The sequence below is a fragment of the Paenibacillus sp. 1011MAR3C5 genome, assembly GCF_003591485.1.
Taxonomy (GTDB): domain Bacteria; phylum Bacillota; class Bacilli; order Paenibacillales; family Paenibacillaceae; genus Pristimantibacillus.
The window spans coordinates 26,986-44,247 of record NZ_QZCF01000007.1 but is presented as its reverse complement, the minus strand read 5'-3'; the positions used below and the strand labels follow the sequence as shown (position 1 = coordinate 44,247).

General features: G+C 51.5%; 18 protein-coding genes and 1 riboswitch. Of the genes, 8 read left to right on the top strand and 10 right to left on the bottom strand.

What is annotated here, in order from left to right; all coding sequences use genetic code 11:
• Positions 1 to 9: 9 nt before the first annotated feature.
• The 3 genes from D3P07_RS20300 to D3P07_RS20290 form a co-directional block, all read right to left on the bottom strand.
• A complete protein-coding gene (locus D3P07_RS20300; RefSeq protein ID WP_397334612.1) occupies positions 10 to 528 on the bottom strand; it encodes a GNAT family N-acetyltransferase in 519 nt (172 codons plus the stop codon).
• Positions 522 to 1,148 (bottom strand): molybdenum cofactor guanylyltransferase, encoded by a 627-nt coding sequence (gene mobA, locus D3P07_RS20295; RefSeq protein WP_119802090.1) that lies wholly within the window; start codon positions 1,146 to 1,148, stop codon positions 522 to 524. Before mobA ends, D3P07_RS20300 begins: the two co-directional genes overlap by 7 nt.
• Before the next feature lie 88 nt (positions 1,149 to 1,236).
• Positions 1,237 to 2,913: a glutamine--tRNA ligase/YqeY domain fusion protein gene (locus tag D3P07_RS20290; protein ID WP_119802089.1), complete on the bottom strand. Its 1,677-nt coding sequence runs from the start codon at positions 2,911 to 2,913 to the stop codon at positions 1,237 to 1,239.
• Positions 2,914 to 3,138: 225 nt separating this feature from the next.
• Positions 3,139 to 3,289: riboswitch (cyclic di-AMP (ydaO/yuaA leader) on the top strand.
• 5 nt (positions 3,290 to 3,294) lie between these two features.
• Here D3P07_RS20290 and D3P07_RS20285 point away from each other — a divergent pair.
• Positions 3,295 to 3,783: a C40 family peptidase gene (locus tag D3P07_RS20285; protein WP_119802088.1), complete on the top strand. Its 489-nt coding sequence runs from the start codon at positions 3,295 to 3,297 to the stop codon at positions 3,781 to 3,783.
• Positions 3,784 to 3,809: 26 nt separating this feature from the next.
• On the opposite strand, the gene D3P07_RS20280 is transcribed toward D3P07_RS20285, so the two are convergent.
• On the bottom strand, positions 3,810 to 5,057 hold the full coding sequence (locus tag D3P07_RS20280; RefSeq protein ID WP_119802087.1) for an MFS transporter: 1,248 nt from the start codon (positions 5,055 to 5,057) through the stop codon (positions 3,810 to 3,812).
• Positions 5,058 to 5,164: 107 nt separating this feature from the next.
• Here D3P07_RS20280 and D3P07_RS20275 point away from each other — a divergent pair, with 107 nt between their 5' ends.
• Positions 5,165 to 5,653, top strand: a complete 489-nt coding sequence (locus D3P07_RS20275; protein ID WP_119802086.1) for a GNAT family N-acetyltransferase — start codon at positions 5,165 to 5,167, stop codon at positions 5,651 to 5,653.
• A gap of 80 nt (positions 5,654 to 5,733) precedes the next feature.
• Here D3P07_RS20275 and D3P07_RS20270 read toward each other — a convergent pair whose 3' ends face one another.
• Complete coding sequence (locus D3P07_RS20270) at positions 5,734 to 6,027, bottom strand: hypothetical protein (RefSeq protein WP_119802085.1); 294 nt, start codon at positions 6,025 to 6,027, stop codon at positions 5,734 to 5,736.
• A gap of 416 nt (positions 6,028 to 6,443) precedes the next feature.
• Between D3P07_RS20270 and motA the strand changes: the two genes are divergently transcribed.
• Both motA and D3P07_RS20260 read left to right on the top strand, forming a co-directional pair.
• Complete coding sequence (gene motA, locus D3P07_RS20265; RefSeq protein WP_119802084.1) at positions 6,444 to 7,250, top strand: flagellar motor stator protein MotA; 807 nt, start codon at positions 6,444 to 6,446, stop codon at positions 7,248 to 7,250.
• Positions 7,228 to 8,055, top strand: a complete 828-nt coding sequence (locus tag D3P07_RS20260) for a flagellar motor protein MotB (RefSeq protein WP_119802083.1) — start codon at positions 7,228 to 7,230, stop codon at positions 8,053 to 8,055. The genes motA and D3P07_RS20260 overlap by 23 nt, the downstream gene beginning before the upstream one ends.
• Positions 8,056 to 8,147: 92 nt before the next feature.
• Here D3P07_RS20260 and rluF read toward each other — a convergent pair whose 3' ends face one another.
• From rluF to D3P07_RS20245, 3 genes are read right to left on the bottom strand one after another with little or no spacing between them, the layout of a single operon-like run.
• Positions 8,148 to 8,849, bottom strand: a complete 702-nt coding sequence (gene rluF / locus D3P07_RS20255; protein ID WP_119802082.1) for a 23S rRNA pseudouridine(2604) synthase RluF — start codon at positions 8,847 to 8,849, stop codon at positions 8,148 to 8,150.
• A 35-nt stretch (positions 8,850 to 8,884) separates the two neighbouring features.
• A complete protein-coding gene (locus D3P07_RS20250; protein WP_119802081.1) occupies positions 8,885 to 9,565 on the bottom strand; it encodes an NAD(P)H-binding protein in 681 nt (226 codons plus the stop codon).
• 32 nt (positions 9,566 to 9,597) lie between these two features.
• Positions 9,598 to 11,412 carry a PAS domain S-box protein gene (locus tag D3P07_RS20245; protein WP_259391614.1) on the bottom strand — a complete coding sequence of 605 codons (1,815 nt, stop codon included), beginning with the start codon at positions 11,410 to 11,412 and terminating at the stop codon, positions 9,598 to 9,600.
• 225 nt (positions 11,413 to 11,637) lie between these two features.
• Between D3P07_RS20245 and tadA the strand changes: the two genes are divergently transcribed.
• Entirely contained in the window at positions 11,638 to 12,102 is a 465-nt protein-coding gene (gene tadA, locus D3P07_RS20240) for a tRNA adenosine(34) deaminase TadA (protein WP_119802080.1), read from the top strand.
• Positions 12,103 to 12,105: 3 nt separating this feature from the next.
• Here the strand turns inward: tadA and D3P07_RS20235 are convergent, their stop codons facing one another.
• A complete protein-coding gene (locus D3P07_RS20235; RefSeq protein ID WP_259391613.1) occupies positions 12,106 to 12,288 on the bottom strand; it encodes an aspartyl-phosphate phosphatase Spo0E family protein in 183 nt (60 codons plus the stop codon).
• A gap of 285 nt (positions 12,289 to 12,573) precedes the next feature.
• Here D3P07_RS20235 and D3P07_RS20230 point away from each other — a divergent pair, with 285 nt between their 5' ends.
• From D3P07_RS20230 to cuyB, 3 genes are read left to right on the top strand one after another with little or no spacing between them, the layout of a single operon-like run.
• Entirely contained in the window at positions 12,574 to 13,758 is a 1,185-nt protein-coding gene (locus D3P07_RS20230; RefSeq protein WP_119802078.1) for a carboxylate--amine ligase, read from the top strand.
• A 23-nt stretch (positions 13,759 to 13,781) separates the two neighbouring features.
• Positions 13,782 to 15,281, top strand: coding sequence for a UDP-N-acetylmuramoyl-L-alanyl-D-glutamate--2,6-diaminopimelate ligase (locus D3P07_RS20225; protein ID WP_119802077.1), 1,500 nt, complete (start codon positions 13,782 to 13,784; stop codon positions 15,279 to 15,281).
• 2 nt (positions 15,282 to 15,283) lie between these two features.
• A complete protein-coding gene (cuyB, locus tag D3P07_RS20220) occupies positions 15,284 to 16,000 on the top strand; it encodes a cysteate racemase (RefSeq protein WP_119802076.1) in 717 nt (238 codons plus the stop codon).
• Between the two features lie 130 nt (positions 16,001 to 16,130).
• On the opposite strand, the gene D3P07_RS20215 is transcribed toward cuyB, so the two are convergent.
• A complete protein-coding gene (locus tag D3P07_RS20215; RefSeq protein ID WP_119802075.1) occupies positions 16,131 to 17,216 on the bottom strand; it encodes a C39 family peptidase in 1,086 nt (361 codons plus the stop codon).
• Positions 17,217 to 17,262: the final 46 nt, after the last annotated feature.

The following is a 17,262-nucleotide window of genomic DNA, read 5'->3' as shown; positions in this document are numbered from 1 at the left end:
ATCCGGCTGTTACACAGCGTCCACTCTTCGGCCCATAATGACAAGATCACGTTCTATACCGTCAAGTGTCGCTACCCGGGGCAGAAGTCCGTACTGGAGGAATCCGAATTTGCGGAGCAGCCGCAAACTCGGTTCATTATGGCCGAAGACGAATCCAAGCAACGTGGTCAGGCCAAGTCTCGGGCATTCCGCGAGCGCCCGCTCCACGAGGAAGGAGCCTAGCCCCTTGGCACGCTGCTCCTCCGCGATATAGATGCTGATCTCCGCGGTAGCCTGATAGGCAGGCCGGCCATAGAAGGCTTGGAAGCTCATCCAGGCGCCAATGCTGCCATCCTCCATTCGCACCACCCAGATCGGATGCTTCTCTGGCGAATGTGCATCGAACCACACCCGACGGCTCTCGGACGTTACTGGGTCTAGGTCCGCCGTTACTGTGCGGCCTGCTATAGTCGAATTATAAATGTCTACAATCCGCTCCAAGTCTTCGGGCCTGGCATCCTGAATGTCATAAGTAGGTGTGCTCATGATCCATCTCTCCGCATTCTATTCAAATAATTGTGGTACTCCTCTTGCGTGTTCAAATTGGACAGTCCCGTCACAGGCTCTGAACAATCGATCTCCTGCTGCAAAACTGTAGTGCTCAACCCGCCAAGAAAGCCCATAACACGCAGATTCCTCTGCTCCAGCGCTTCTTCCAGCAAAGTGGTTACGCGAGTGTGATAGAGGGCATGGAACGGCTGTCCCCGCACATAGATCGCATCGGAGCCGCCTGACCTGGCCTCAAGCAATCTCTGAAGCAGCGACAGGGAGATATCCGGCATATCGCAGGCGGTCACCAACACATATCCTTCTTCCTGGACGGTGCAAAGTCCTGCATGCAACCCTGCTAACGGGCCTTCACCCGGGTATATATCCTCTGCAAATTGAATGGTGGTCGCAAATGGCAGGCCCTCCAGCGCTTCGCGATAACTCTCGGCCCGTCTCGCTGTGCCGGTTGCTATCGTCACGCATTCCGATACCCCCGTCAATTGGCGGACCAAGCGGGTTAGCAGCGGCTCTCCTTCTATGGGTAGAAGCGCCTTGTCCTGCCCCATCCGGCTGCTTTGTCCGCCTGCCAGAACGACACTGTTGCGAAGCTTATCCGGCATGTCCAGGCCCCTTTCTTAACGAACAACAGCCTGCCAAGCGGAATGCTTGACAGGCTGTTAGGCTGTTGCCTAGCCGAAGCGAGTTCCGTTAGGCCTTGGCAGGATCGAATGAGCTCTTCAAAGAAACGATGCGGTTGAAAATCAGTTTCTCGGCTGTCGTGTCCTTCGGATCGACATTGAAGTAGCCGTGGCGGAAAAACTGGAATTTGTCGCCGCCCTTCGCTTCTTTCATGTTCGGTTCTACAAATCCGCGCTCCACCTGCATGGAATTCGGATTAATCCGCTCCAGGAACGAGGTATCCTCTTCATTGGACTCATCCAGAATGAGCGGTTCGAACAAGCGGAAGTCGGCTGGGATCGCTTGCGAGGCTTCCACCCAGTGAATCGTTCCCTTCACCTTGCGGGCATTGAAGCCGCTGCCGCTCTTCGTCGCCTGATCGTACGTGCAGTGCAGCTCCACGACCTCGCCGTTCTCATCCTTGATCACATCCTGGCACGTAATGAAATACGCATGCTTCAGGCGCACTTCATTGCCAGGGAACAAGCGGAAGTACTTGCTAGGAGGGTTCTCCATAAAGTCGTCGCGCTCGATATAGATTTCACGCGAGAACGGGATTTGGCGAATGCCCATCTCTTCGTTCTCCGCATTATTCTCCGCATCCAGAAGCTCCGTTTGTCCTTCCGGATAGTTCGTAATGACCACCTTAAGCGGGCGAAGCACCGCCATCGTGCGAAGCGCCTTCAGCTTCAGATCCTCCCGGATAAAATGCTCCAGGTTCCGCTCATCTACAACGCTGTTGCTCTTCGCTATGCCAATCTCGCGGCAGAATGTGCGGATCGCCTCTGGCGTAAAGCCCTTGCGGCGCATGCCGCTGATCGTCGGCATACGCGGATCGTCCCAGCCTTCGACAACTCCCTCATCCACCAGCTGCTTCAAGTAGCGCTTGCTCATCACCGTATTCGTCACATTCAGACGAGCAAATTCGTATTGACGCGGCTGCGACTCCATCTCGCATTCGGCAATCGCCCAATCGTAGAGCGGTCTGTGATCCTCGAATTCAAGCGTACAAATCGAATGCGATACGCCCTCGATCGCGTCGCTGAGCGGATGAGCGTAATCGTACATCGGATAGATATGCCATTCGCTGCCCGTACGATGATGATGAGCATGGGAGATCCGGTACAGGACAGGATCGCGCATCGTAATATTCGGGGATGCCATGTCGATCTTGGCGCGCAGCACCCGCTCGCCTTCCTTGAATTCGCCGGCGCGCATACGCGCAAACAAGTCCAGGTTCTCCTCGACGCTGCGGTTGCGATACGGGCTGTCTTTGCCCGGCTCCGTCAGCGTTCCTCTGAGCTCGCGGGTTTGTTCGGCTGTCAGATCGCATACATACGCCTTGCCTTTCTTAATAAGAAGAACAGCGCGGTTATACAATTCTTCAAAATAGTCCGAAGCAAATCTGAGCTCATCCCACTGGAATCCGAGCCATTGCACATCTTCTTTGATGGCATCGACATATTCCGTATCTTCCTTCGCCGGATTCGTGTCGTCAAACCGCAGATTCGTCTTGCCCTTGAACTCGTCGGCGAGCTCGAAATTCAGGCAGATCGACTTGGCGTGTCCGATATGCAAATAACCGTTAGGCTCAGGCGGGAAGCGCGTAATGACTTCCTGCACGCGGCCGCTCTTCAAATCTTCTACAACGATATTTTTAATAAAGTTCGAGGATGATGTCTTATTATGATCCACAGCGCTCTCCATCGCGACCAACCTTTCCCGTTAAATAGTTTTCTATTTATAATACACAAATTCCATTGAAAATACACTCAAGTTTGGGTGTCATAGCTTGGCTGAAATGATGTTTATCTCTATATTATTGTCTATGCAGAATAAGCTAACGTGTAAATCTCGATTTGTATTATTAAAATCTACTCATTTTCAACACGAATCTACACTTTCCATTTATTATATTGGTTAAAGATGTTTAAACAAAAATTGCCTAATTCCCGCCAGGGAAACGGGGGAACCACTTTGGGTGAATTGATCTTGACGCACGGCACGCCGGGCGCCTGAGAGATCATAGGGAACCTTCAACCGAACCCCACAGCTAACCTCGTCGGCACCGGAAGGAGCTTCACCAAGTTGAAGAAGAAAGTCAGCATCATCTTGGCGGGCCTAGTTCTTATGCTCGCTTTCCAGGCTGGAAGCGCATTCGCCAGCGCATCTAAGATGGACGGCTTCATTGATGAATTGATCGGAACACGTTATTCCTACGGCGGAACGACAACTAAAGGATTTGATTGCTCCGGATTTACGAGCTACGTGTTCAACAAGATGGGCATCGATCTGCCGCGCAGATCGGCTGATCAAGCAGGCGCTGGCACGAAAGTCGCAAAAGCCGACCTTCAACCAGGCGATCTGGTGTTCTTCGACACTAGCGGTAAAAACAACGGCGGAATCTCCCATGTAGGCATCTACGTTGGAGACGGTAACTTCGCTCATGCTTCGACAAGCAAAGGCGTAATTATCGAGAAGCTGGATTCCTCCTACTACAAGCCGCGCTACGTAACAGCTGCTCGCATACTGGATGAGTCTCAAATTGAGAAGTTTATCGTTGCTGCTGAGAAGTAATGATTAGAATAAAGAGGTTGCCCCGCTTAGGAGGGGGCAACCTCTTTTTCGTTCATACGATTCGACTGCTTGCGTCCTGTCATAATAAGTACGAGCAATACGGCAAGCAAGGCAACCACTAAAGCAGAGAAGTAATAGAGTGTCGTTCCTGTCGAGTAACGATCCATGAACCAGCCCGTCAGCCGAGGGAATACAGCTCCGCCCACTCCCCCAAGGGCAACCAGCAAGCTTGTTGTTCGTTCTGTCATGCCTGGCAGCATGCCATTGGCATACACGAGCGCGATGCCGAACACACCGGAGAAGCATAATCCGCTCAGCGCGATTAATATAAGCAGCAGGCTCTGCTGCTGGAAGACAATCATTCCGATAAAAACAACAGCCGCAGCGGCAGTCGTGATGAACAAATAGTTGGCATAGCCTATACGGTCAGCCATTATGCCCGCGAACAGCCTTCCCAGCACCATCGTTCCCCAGAACAGGCTAAGCGCAGCTGTAGCGGTTGAATCGGACATTCCTGTCTGCGATATGAGAATCGATGGCAAATAATTCGAAAAGCTCATCTCCATGCCGACATAGATCATGAAGAATGCTGCGCTAAGGGCAAGAAAAGGAATTGACCTTGGCGCATAACCAAGCCTACCGGCGTGCGTCCTATTCTTCGACAGCGCTGCAGCTTGCTGAAGGCCGCCTTCCCGTTCAGGGACAGACCGCTGTGGCGGGCTTAAGCTGTCGTCCAGACTTCCAAAGGACATCGTAAGCCACAAGACAAAGGTAATGCCCGCCATCGCGGAAAGAATCGGAAAGGAAAGCTGCCATACATGCTGCTGAATAAGCAATGCTGCCGTAACCGGGATGAGCAGAGCTCCGATTCCAAAGAAAGTCTCCAGCCTGCTCATGGCCGATGCCTTTCCCTTCATATGATCGATAATGGTTGCCCCTACAATTGCTTCTGTCATCCCAAAGCCGATGCCGGCTATTGGGGCAATGGCGAGCATCCAGCCCCATGGCAGCAGCAAGCTGTATGCCGCTTCGCTCAAGGTAAGCAGCGCCATGGCGATCAGAACCGCCCCCCGCTTCCCGACTCTGCTAGTCAGAGCCGGTGCCAGCAGTACACCGAACAGAAATCCAATGAATTGATTCATGATCCATTGCCCGCCGTCTTTATAAGTAATGCCGTAATAGGCAATCAATTGCTCCAGCAACGCTCCGCCGACCACATGCGCAATGCCAATAACCAAATACGAGAGGCAGCCCATCCACAGCAGCTTCTTCATTCCAACCGACTCCCTGTCCTTACGCCCGATCGACGCCATCTGCTATAATCAAGTTTATGATATACGATAACCACAACACCTTCTATTATAAACCAAACCAGCCGGTAATGACCATTCATGCCATGTCCGAAGTGCACGCACGCTCACTATGCGATTGGCGTTATGAGCCGCCTTGGGACAGCTACAACTGGCCTGCATGGGAAAACATGAAGAAGGACGCGATCGAATTCGGCGATCCCGTCCTCCGTGCCTCCCAGTATGCCGTTGTATTGGACAAGCATCAGTCGCTTGTCGGTTATGTCCAGTTCTTCCCCATGGGCAATGTGACCCGATTAGGCCTCGGACTTCATCCTGAGCGAATAGGCCAAGGATTAGGCTCTCACTTTGTCCACACGCTAGCCTTAGAAGCGCTCCGCCGCTGTCCGGACCACGAGATTGATCTGGAGGTGGCGAGCTGGAATATACGCGCTATACGCGCATACGAGCGAGCCGGCTTCCGCATCGAAGATACCTATCTCCGTCCCTCTCCAAGCGGTGAGATCGAATGCCATTGCATGGTATTCCATCCAGCCGGTTTGTCCGTTGGCAAGGACTAACTGTGCTCCATGCGGCTCTCCGCGTCATGGATATTTTCTTAACTGGAGGCGTCTGGCCTTATAAGGATTTCGCATTGAAATCAAATAAGCCTAATAATTTGAATCACATTGTCGCCTTGCGACACTTCAATAACATGATGCTTGCTATTATACGTAATCGCTCCGCCGCCGATGGCAATAACGGGATCTTCACCCAGGCCAAAAAACACATCGTCGGCCAGAGCCTCCATCACCTCTTGACGTTCCTCCGCGGCAAGCGCCTCCCATTCCTCCGGCTCCATCTCGAAGAACGAGTAGCTATTTTCGATTTCACCCACCGCAACTGACAATTCCTTCAATATATCCGCATATTCGCGCGCGTGACGAACTCCCATCTGACATACAGCTCCTTAAATTTAGTGAACACTTTTGTTTACTATAATCTCAGAATACCCTTTTGACGATATAAATAGAAGTAGACAAACGTAAACGGCCAAGCCATTTCTAATGGCGCAGGCTCGTTTCGTGTAGAAATCCGGGCAGCTTTATAAGGGACGACGTCCTTAGTAGCCTGGATTTAAAACGTAAACGGCCAAGCCATTTCTAATGGCGTAGGCTCGTTTCGTGTAGAAATCCAGGCAGCTTTATAAGGGACGACGTCCTTAGTAGCCTGGATTTAAAACGTAAACAGCTGAAGCTAATGCTACAAGCCCAAGCTCGTTTTCGCACGATAGGTAAATATGAGACGGGCATACGCTTCGCTAATGTCTGCTTATACCATAAACTATTGATAACATGGACGGGGTGTATGATGAAGAACTCAACTATTATTGGTATCGTGGCAGGTCTAATCGCTGTGCTTGGCGGGATGGTGCTAAAGGGAGCAAGTCTGACAGCTCTGTTTAATCCCGCAGCCTTTATGATCATTATTCTCGGTACGTGCGCCTCGGTTTTGATTGCGTTCCCGATGGCAGAGCTGAAGAAGGTTGGTGCCTTGTTCAAGATTGTATTCTCTGAGCAAAAGCTAACTTCACGCGAGGAGCTTATCGGCAAATTTATGGAATGGGCCTCCATTACACGCCGCGAAGGCTTGCTGGCGCTTGAAGCCCGTGTCGAAGAAATCGAAGATTCCTTCTTGCGCAACGGAATGCGCATGATCATTGATGGCAACGATCAGGATCTGGTCCGCGATGTACTGCTCGAGGACATCGCCGCGACAGAAGAGCGCCATAAAGCAGGCGCCCTGATCTTTACCCAAGCTGGTACATACGCACCTACCCTCGGTGTACTCGGAGCCGTCGTAGGTCTGGTAGCCGCATTGTCCGATATGAGCGAGATGGAGAAGCTTGCTCACGCAATCGCCGGCGCATTCATCGCAACGCTGCTTGGTATCTTTACAGGTTATGTACTTTGGCATCCAATTGCCAATAAGCTAAAACGGATTTCCAAGCAGGAGATTCAAATTCGTCTGATGATGCTGGAGGGCTTATTATCCATCCAGTCGGGCGTCTCTACTATCGCTATTAATCAGAAACTATCCGTCTTCCTGACACCGACAGAGCGGAAGAAGCTGAGAGAGAAGGAGGAAGGGGACGTTGAGCAAAAAGCGCAAGCATGAAGAACATGAAGAGCATGTAGATGAATCCTGGCTAATTCCATACGCCGACCTGCTGACCCTTCTGCTCGCTTTGTTCATCGTTCTGTATTCCATGAACTCCGTGGACGTGAAGAAGTTCGAGGATATGTCCCGGGCCTTCAGCATTGCGCTGAGCACAGGCAGCGGTGTGCTGGATATGCCTTCCGTGGTCGAGCATGGCACCGATCCGGATAAGAGCGATAAGGACGCGGATGATATGGAAAACGAGCAAAACAATGAAGATGAAGGCAAGCTATCCGAATCCGAGCTTCAGGAGTTAATCAAGCACGAGGAAGCAGAGCTTGAGGATCTGAAGAAGAAGATCGATGACTATATCGACAAAAATGGCCTTATGAGCGATCTCGAGACCAAGCTCAATATGTCTCAGCTGCTTATTACGATTAGCGACAATGCGCTGTTCGCACCAGGCCAAGCAACGGTTAAGCCTGAAGCGAAGGAGTTGGCGACAGCGATTGCAAAGATGCTACAACAATATCCGAAGTATGATATCGTTGTAGCCGGCCATACCGATGACACGCCGGTCAATCGTGCCGAATTCCGTTCCAACTGGGATTTGAGCTCCATGCGCGCCGTTCGCTTCATGGATATTATGCTGGAGAACAAAGACCTGGAGCCGAAGCGATTCAGCGCCATCGGTTATGGCGAGTATCATCCGGTAGCGGAGAATACGTCGACTGAAAACAAAGCCAAAAACCGCCGCGTCGAAGTCTCCATTATTCACACTTATGTGAATGCTTCGAATCCGCAGCAGTTGAAGGTCGAATAGCGAAGGCACCTCCGCCTTCGCATCCATAGCGAAAGAAAGCCGCCGGGTTTTATCACCGGCGGCTTTCCACGTTCCTATACGATACGCTCGTATTATTGCGGCGTATAATGGAGCATACCGAACAGCTCCCGGCGCTCGCCTTCCGTTAAATCCCGCCACTTGCCGACCGGAAGCTCATCCAATCGAATGTTCATGACACGGATTCGTTTCAGACGGCGGACATGAAAGCCGAGCGTCTCGCACATTCTGCGAATTTGCCGGTTGCGGCCCTCCGTCAAGATGATTCGGAATGTCCTCTCCGCCACTCTTGTCACTTTGCACGGGAGCGTCATGCTGCCCAATATTTTAACCCCTTGGGACATTCCCCTTACAAAGGCTTCCGTAATCGGTTTGTCTACCGTTACAATATATTCTTTCTCATGCTTTCCCTCGGAACGCAGAATGGGATTCACGACATCGCCGTCATTCGTTAGCAGAATCAGCCCTTCCGAATCCTTGTCCAACCGGCCAATGGGGAAGATCCGCTCTGCATGCCCTACGAAATCGACGATATTCCCTCTAATATGCCGCTCAGTTGTGCTGGTTATGCCTACTGGCTTATTAAGGGCAATATACACATGCCGCTTATGTGCGCCAATGCGTTTGCCGTTCACCCGGACATCATCGCCCTGCTCAGCCTGGCTGCCCAGCTCGGCTCTAACGCCGTTAATCGTAACTTTACCGCTCTCGACAAGCTTATCGGCTTCCCGCCGGGAGCAGTACCCCGTCTCGCTTATAAACTTATTGATCCTCAATTGTGACTCACCCCGCTGTAGCGTATCCTACACGATCAAGATCTCTCGCGCAACCGTCTAGCCTTCTCCGCGATCATATGCGATGGAATGACGGTCTCTGACGCATCTTCGGTCAACGCCGTGCTCAGCATTCCCTCAGCTATCTCACGCGCAGTTATAGGCCGGTATTTGCTCTTCACTCCCCCGAACAAGAAAGGAAACATAGCATATAGCCTGGCAGCAGCCGCTTCTCCCAACCGATGTTCCTGTCTGTCTCCCAGAATGAGTGAAGGCCTGAAGATATGCAATCTGCGCAATTGCAGCTGCTGCAACTCCTTCTCCACTTTTCCTTTGACCTTGCTGTAAAAGAAGATCGAAGCTTCGTCCGAGCCCATGGCCGTTACAATCAGCATCCGGGCTGCATCATTACGCTTCGCCAAGCGTCCAAGTGCCATCGGGTAACCATAGTCCACCCTTTCGAATTGCTCTTTGGAGCCAGCCTTCTTCCTCGTCGTTCCAAGCGCGCAATACACATCGCTGTTCTCGAACAGATGACCCGGCAGCTCTTCCAGCCGCTCATAATCGACAACCAGCTGCTCCAGCCGCTCATGCTCCATCGGCAGCTTGCGCCGGACCAGCACGGTTACGCAGCTATAATCCTCGCGGCTCAGCAGCAGCTTGACCAATTCTCCGCCCACCAAGCCCGTCGCGCCTGCGATGACTGCCCTTCGTTCCACTCGCTTTTCTCAGCTCCCTTGACGATAGTGTCTCACTCCAGTATATCTCCCTTCCCTTCCCCTTTCAAAGCCGGCAATGTAACTTTGACGGATGTCCCTACATTGACTTGGCTCTGAATATCAAGCGTGCCTTGATGGCTGTTAATAATTCTCTGGCTCACCATAATACCGAGTCCCGTTCCTGTCTCCTTGCCCGTAAAGAACGGATCGCCGATCTTGGAGATCATCTCCTCCGGTATGCCGACGCCTTCGTCCGTAATCGAGATGGCAATGCTGCCGCTTTTCTTCTGTATCGAGATATGGATCGGCCCGCCCTGAGGCATCGCCTCGATGCCGTTCTTCAATAGATTGATAAACACTTGCTTCAATTGGTTCTCCTCGCAGGAGATTAAACAAGGCTCTTCGGTAATCACGGTACGGAACACGATATTATGCAGATGAGCTTCGCTATCCAGGAAGCGCAGCACGTCCTGAAGCACATCCCGGACATCCTTCGATACAAACTTGGTCGCCTGTGGCTTGGCCAATATAAGAAACTCGCCTACGATTAGATTAATCCGATCCAGCTCCGACAGCATCAAGGTAACATGGGATAAGTTCAACGACTTGCTCTGGAGCTGCAGCTGCAGAAATCCTCTAAGCGTAGTAAGCGGATTGCGAATCTCATGAGCGACACCCGCAGCCAGCTGCCCGACTGTTGTCAGCTTCTCAGAGCGTCTGAGCAGCTCTTCCATGCGGTTCCGGCTGCGCATATCCCTGCAGGTGCTGGCAAAGGCGCGGATCGTGCCGTCCGAATCGCGGATAGGTGATACGGTTACGCTGACCGGTATGACCTCGCCCGTTCTTGTGACGCGGACTGTCTCCTGCGCCGGAAGCTTCTTGCCCGCCAGAAGCAATCCGATCATCTGGCGCTTCTCCATGCGATGCGTCTCGGGAATCGTCGGATACCTCTTGCCCAGCACTTCGGCTTCCTCGTAGCCGAACAACTGCTCGAACGCACGATTGACCTGAATAACCTTGCCCTCCAGATCCATCAGATGGATCGCATCATTCGAGTGATTAATGAATGATTCCAAATGCTCCTTCATTCTGCGGTTTTCTTCAAAGGCCTTGCGCAGCTTGTTCATGTAGATGCTCAGATTCTGGGACATCGCGTTAATCTTGAGCGCGAGCAAGCCGAATTCGTCTTTGCGCTTAATCTGTATCGGCTTATGGAAACGGACGGATGAAACCTCGTTAACCTTCCACAAAATATCCTTCAGCGGACGAATCATGATGCCGACCAGCCAGTAGATTACCACAATCATAAGCAGCAGGAAGAGGCCGGTATACATTAACGTATAGTCACGCTTCATCTCCACCAATGTCGTAATGCTGGCACGATCGTATACAATACTGACCACATAATTGCTCAGCTTCTCGCTCATATAGAAGCTTCTTAAATATTCATGTCCATCAAACGTCAAGTCACGCAAGACGTAGCTGCCCGGCTCCGATGCTTGCACAAACTGCGGATCGTTGTTAGCATCAAGATACGTATAGGTACCATATACGATACGACCGGTTTCCTTGTCGAATATCGTAGTTTCCTTAATGTAGGGATTGATGGTATGAAGCATATTGAAGAAGAATGCAGGTGCACGCGATGAGCCGCTCTCATTCCCGGCACCCGATTCCTCGTAAGTCGCAATATACTCGGCGGCCTGGACAGACGTGCTCTCCATGGAATCAACCATCAAGCCCTTTATTCCTTTGACCATCGAATATTCGCTTAATAGATGGTATAGAATGACTACAGCGAACAACATGAGCGAAATAACAAGGGACAGCTTCGTCTTAATCGACAATGAACGACACACCCTTTTGGCGAGATGATCGGTTGGACATAGATCCAAATGACTATTCACATTCCATACACATAGTCAACAGAAGTTATGCACAGCAGTGGATGAATTGTGAGTAATTATGTGAATATCAAAAAAGTTATCCACAATTTTATCAACAGTATGTTAACAACGGAATATTTGTTCGTTGAATAAATCACAAAGATAGAACAAGGAGTCTAGTTCATCATGAAGAGAGAAGAAGAAGATCGTCGTTGGATGCTTGAAGCGATCGCCGAAGCCCAGAAAGCCGAACAGATTGGCGAAGTACCGATCGGAGCCGTCATTGTACGCGGCGATGAGATCATTGGCCGCGGCCATAATTTGCGCGAAACCCTTCATGATCCTACCGCGCATGCCGAACTGGTAGCCATCAGGGATGCCTGTGACCGGATCGAAGCATGGCGCCTGCTTGATTGCACACTATATGTCACGCTGGAGCCTTGTCCCATGTGCGCCGGGGCAATCGTACAGTCTCGGGTGAAACGGGTCGTATATGGCACGGTAGACCCCAAGGCAGGGTGTGCCGGAACGCTCATGAACCTACTACAAGAGCCCCGTTTCAATCACGAAACGGAGCTCACAAGCGGCGTCCTTCAATCGGAATGCGCTGGGCTGCTTACCCAGTTCTTTCGTCGACTCCGCGGCCGATAACGCTTATCTATTTTTTTCTCGATGTGCGGCAGTCAATTCGAATTCTGTCCGCTGGATATGTTGGAGCGCAACAATTAGCTGATCCGCTTCCTCGCTAATTGCCAGGACGGCCGGATCGGTCAAACTGCCTCGCACTTCGGCGATCTCATGAAGCTTTTGCCGAAGCGATTGCAACTGTCTAAGCAAGTGATTTTTATCCATGGTCGCTTCGAGGCACACTCCTTATCTAGTAATCATGTGGCAATAGTTCCATTATACTCCGTGAAAATCGAAGTGTTTGTAAAAACATGTCGACGGATGACTACAATTTTTAGGCATTATTCGACAAATAAAGGCTAATGGTTCCATTTTATAGTACTGTAGTCCCGGTAGGGTTGCAAGCCCTCCATCACCAGCTGGCTGCCAATTGTAATCTAGAAAGCGATACAGTAAAATGACTTCATACCACTATAGAATAGCGGGTTGATTATAATGTGCGCGAAAGCAGTTATTCTTGGGTGCAACTATTATATCGGCTTAAGTGCCCTCCGCTGTTTGGGCCAATTCGGCATACATACTGTAGCTGTGGATTATTCAGAGGAACGCGCCTATGGCGCGCTGTCCAAATATACGTCGGAACGCTTGATTGCACCGCATTATAAGAAGGAGAAAGAAGCCTTCCTTACGTTTTTGAAGGATTATGGCCGCAGACAGCAAGAGCCTCCTGTCCTTATTCCTTGCCACGACTCCTATGTGGAGGTCATTGACGAACACCTGGAGGAGCTTCGCGAGCTGTATCGGATTCCTCAGACCGAGCAAGGGCTGTATACGAAAGTGATGAACAAGGAGTCGCTTCACCGCATGGCGCAGCAGTATGGCGTGAACGTACCGGAGACTCTAAGTCCAAGCGATGACGGCTTTCTGGAGCGAGTCGAGTCCGAGCTGGGGTACCCTTGCATCGTCAAGCCGACGGATTCGCCTTCATTTGTCGCCGTATTCCGCCGCAAGATATTTAAGGTGAATAACCAAGCTGAGCTGCAAGAGGCGCTGTCCAAGGTGCAGGAAGAAGACCTCGAGGTTGTGGTGCAGCGGATTATTCCCGGATTCGATGATCATATGTATACCTTTGACGCTTATCTGAATCAGAAGTCCAACATCACCCACTGGGTCACCTGTCAGAAATATCGGCAGTTCCCCATAAACTTCGGCGCATCCGTCTACACCGGTCAAAAATATGTGCCGGAGCTTCGCCAGATTGGCGGAGCCTTTCTAGAGAATATCGGCTGGAAGGGCTTTGCGGAAATTGAATTCAAGAAGGACGCCCAGACCGGCGCCTATTATTTAATCGAAGTGAATGTGCGAATGACCAACTTGAACGAGCTGTTGCGGCAAGTCGGCATTAACTTCCCCTATGTGACTTACCGTGAGCTGACAGGCACCCCCGTAGAACCGCATGCCGTTACGAAGGATATGAACCGGGTATTCTGGTACGGCTATGAGGATATGCTGGCGATTCGCGACTACATAAGAACCAAACAATTGACCATAGGGCAAGTGCTCCGGTCGCTGCTGAAGCCAAAAGCTTATGCGATCTGGTCCTGGAGCGATCCCAGGCCGGGTCTGGCCTTCGCGACAATGACGCTGGGCAAGATGTGGAGCAGATTTCGAAGAAGATAGTTTATAAGAATGGGGCGGATAGCATGCTGCTGGCTTCCTTGATTGAAGATCTTGATTGCATAACCCTGCAAGGCGACTTGCATCTCAATATTACTGGCATCGCGTTTGACTCGCGGGAAGTGACGAAAGGAAGTCTGTTCGTTGCCGTGACCGGGTTTACGCAAGACGGACATCACTATATACAAAAAGCCATTGACCTTGGAGCCGCCGCTGTTCTCGTAGAGAAGGACACCGCGCTAGGAGACCCGGTCACTGTGGTGAAGACTGCGGATACCCGCAAGGCGCTGGCGCTGGTCTCGGCCCGCTTCTACGGGCATCCGTCCGAGAAGCTGAATCTGATCGGCATTACCGGAACCAACGGCAAGACGTCCACCACTTATTTCATTAAGTCCATCCTGGAGCAAACCGGACATACAACAGGTGTCATCGGCACGATTGGCGCCTTGGCCGGCAATCAGTCGCTGAAGACAAAATCTACAACGCCGACTACACCGGAATCGCTTCATCTCCAGCATATGTTCGCAGACATGGTCGAGCTGGGCGTACAAGATTGTGTGATGGAGGTATCCTCCCATGCACTAAGTCTTCACCGTGCCGCAGCTTCCACGTTCAAGATCGGCGTCTTCACGAATCTGACGCCTGATCATCTGGAGCTGCACCGGACGATGGAAGAATATTTTGAAGCCAAATCGATGCTCTTTGATCTGACGACCGATTATAACATTATTAATTTGGATGATGAATTCGGTCGCAAGCTCGCCCGCAAAGTAGCCGGCTACGACGCCAAGCTTGTGACCTATGGCGTCACGGATGAAGCCTCTATCTATGCCACAGATATCCGATATGGTCCCGACTACACGTCGTATGTCGCCCATACGCCAACAGGCCGCGTGGATATACGTGTCAATTTGCCGGGTCTCATCTACGTCTATAACAGCTTGGCAGCGATCGCTTGCGCCTATTGCAGCGGTATTGACTTGGAGCCGATTGCTGCGGGTATTCGCGCCGTAGAGAGCATCAAAGGCCGGCTGGAGGTCGTCTACCAGGATGAAGACCGGCGAATCATCGTTGACTTCGCCCATACGGAAGACAGTCTGGAGAAGGCGTTGTCTACGCTGCGTCCGTTCACCAAAGGGCGCCTTATCCTCGTATTCGGCGTCTACGCCGCACCAGGCCAGCTCGGCAGCGGCAAGCGCGAGGCGATGGGCAAGATTGCAGCCGAACATGCCGACTTCTGTGTTGTGACAACCGATAATCCGAAGGACCAGGATCCTGATGCGATCATCGAAGAAGTATCCGCTGCAGTGAAGGCCGCTGGTGGGCAATTCACCGGCATCGTAGACCGCAGAGAAGCGATTCGATATGCCATTGAGATAAGCCGACAGGGTGACGTTATTCTGATTGCGGGCAAAGGTCACGAAACAACGCAAATTATCGGCAAGACGGAAATCCCGTTCAATGAAGCGGAAATCGTGGGCGAAATCATGGCTGAACATACTAATTCAACTTCAAAGAAGGTTTGATCATGGATCAGAAAAGCTTAGGCGTAATCGGCGGCATGGGACCGAAAGCGACGGCAGTCTTCTTCGATAAGATTATCGAGAATACCGTCGCACAATGCGACCAGGAGCATGTCGATATGTTGATATTGAATCACGCGACCATTCCGGACCGCACCACGGTCATTATGGAGGGAACAGAACAGCGCTTCCTTTCGGAGGTCGCCAGGGACTTGAGGCTATTGGAGCATGCAGGCGTGGCGCATATCGCTATTCCGTGCAATACGTCCCATTATTTCTACGACGATATGCAGGCTATGACGACGATCCCGATCATCCATATGGTGGACGAGACGCTCCGTCTTGTCCATGATCGGTACGGAGCCGGCATCAAGGTTGGCGTGCTGGCGACATCCGGCACCATGAAGACCGGAGTCTATGCCAAAGCCTGCCAGAAATACGGCATCGATCTGCATCTCCCGAATGAAGCGATGCAAGCGCAGACGATGAAGATTATCTACTCCAACGTCAAACGCGATATGGACTTCTCACCGGAGGAGCTTCAGGCGCAGATAGACGAGCTGCGTACGGAGCATGGCTGCGCTTGCGTTATTCTGGCATGCACGGAGCTGTCCTGCATTACGCTTGGACCGGCTTACGCTGAGGGCGTAATCGATGCGATGCAGGTGCTCGTCGAGCGCTCCATCACATTGTCAGGACGGACGCCTAAATCTGCGAATTAATTCATAATTAGAGGAAAATACTCTTTGCTCCTCGTACGCCAAAAACCTCCTGCATTCTGTCTCCATAGACAGGCTGCAAGAGGTTTTTTTGATCTCATATAAAGCTGATGATTTCTAATGATAACCCGTATTAATGAATAACCAAGGCATGAGTGCCCAGTGCATCGTATGAAGCAAAAAACTCATCCGCGTCGTATGTGACTTGGCCTTCCAACGGATTCATGACATGCACCCGGTTGCCAGGGCCATAGCCATTCAGCACAACGCAATGCAGATTGACCGGCGCTTTGAACAGCTCGCCCGTATCGCTGAAATACCAGGAGGACGTAATCTTCGGCGGCGACAGATCAAGCGTCACCCAGATGACAACCGGATTGCCGCGATCGAGCTCGGCGTAGATTTCTTCCCGCGTGCTGCCGCTAATGTCGACAGGCGTGTAATCGCCTCCGAATTCATCGAATACTTTATTGGCCGCATCGATAATCGGCGGCGCATACGAGAACCATGCGATCTGATCGCGTGGATTGCCGGCATACGCCTTATTCGGGTTAGCTCCGAACAGCTTGCCATCCTTGCGATAGAAAGGCTCTTTCGGCAAATACTCGTCCGCCATCACTTCTTTGGTCAGATCGTAGCCCAAGCCGTTCAGCACGCTGGTCAGTGACGTAATCTCACAGCCGTTCGGCAGCTCAGGCTTCTGCATCACCAGTGGAACGTCGATGTAGATCTCGGATACATCCAGCTCTCCATTCTCCGTCCACTCGTAGCCTTTTACATAAGCCGGTATGGTGCTAGAGAAGGTAACCTCCCGATTCTCCTGATTAACAGCGCCGCCTACAGCTTGATTATCCAGCTCGAACGGTTCCATAATCTTGCTTTGCTTAATCAAATAATTGGTGCCGTAATCCAGCTTGGAAGATACAGCTCTACCATCTGCATCCGTCGTCACCTTCTCGATGACGGCATCCGTCGTGCCGTTCACGATTGTAAATTCCGTACCTTTGATCGGCAGGGTCGTGGTGCCGTCATTATGAACAATCGTGATGACCCCCTGCTTGACCTTCTCGACAACTGCCGGAGTGCTCTCCGCTTGCTTGCCGTCATTCGTGCCTGGCTTGCTGGCTCCGTCGCTCCCCCATTGGAACCCGCTCTTCCCAATCAGGACGACCAGAACCACCAATCCTGCCGTCATAGCAATCAATAAAAGCCTCTTCAATCGTCTGTACCTCCATGCTTTATGTCTATAATGTTTTTTGAATTAG

What these genes read in the sequence shown, in the direction of transcription:
- mobA (WP_119802090.1), bottom strand. Translation starts at nt 1,148, where the DNA reads ATGCCGGATAAGCTTCGCAACAGTGTCGTTCTGGCAGGCGGACAAAGC.
- D3P07_RS20290 (WP_119802089.1), bottom strand. Translation starts at nt 2,913, where the DNA reads ATGGAGAGCGCTGTGGATCATAATAAGACATCATCCTCGAACTTTATT.
- D3P07_RS20280 (WP_119802087.1), bottom strand. Translation starts at nt 5,057, where the DNA reads ATGAAGAAGCTGCTGTGGATGGGCTGCCTCTCGTATTTGGTTATTGGC.
- D3P07_RS20275 (WP_119802086.1), top strand. Translation starts at nt 5,165, where the DNA reads ATGACCATTCATGCCATGTCCGAAGTGCACGCACGCTCACTATGCGAT.
- D3P07_RS20270 (WP_119802085.1), bottom strand. Translation starts at nt 6,027, where the DNA reads ATGGGAGTTCGTCACGCGCGCGAATATGCGGATATATTGAAGGAATTG.
- motA (WP_119802084.1), top strand. Translation starts at nt 6,444, where the DNA reads ATGAAGAACTCAACTATTATTGGTATCGTGGCAGGTCTAATCGCTGTG.
- tadA (WP_119802080.1), top strand. Translation starts at nt 11,638, where the DNA reads ATGAAGAGAGAAGAAGAAGATCGTCGTTGGATGCTTGAAGCGATCGCC.
- D3P07_RS20230 (WP_119802078.1), top strand. Translation starts at nt 12,574, where the DNA reads ATGTGCGCGAAAGCAGTTATTCTTGGGTGCAACTATTATATCGGCTTA.
- D3P07_RS20225 (WP_119802077.1), top strand. Translation starts at nt 13,782, where the DNA reads ATGCTGCTGGCTTCCTTGATTGAAGATCTTGATTGCATAACCCTGCAA.
- cuyB (WP_119802076.1), top strand. Translation starts at nt 15,284, where the DNA reads ATGGATCAGAAAAGCTTAGGCGTAATCGGCGGCATGGGACCGAAAGCG.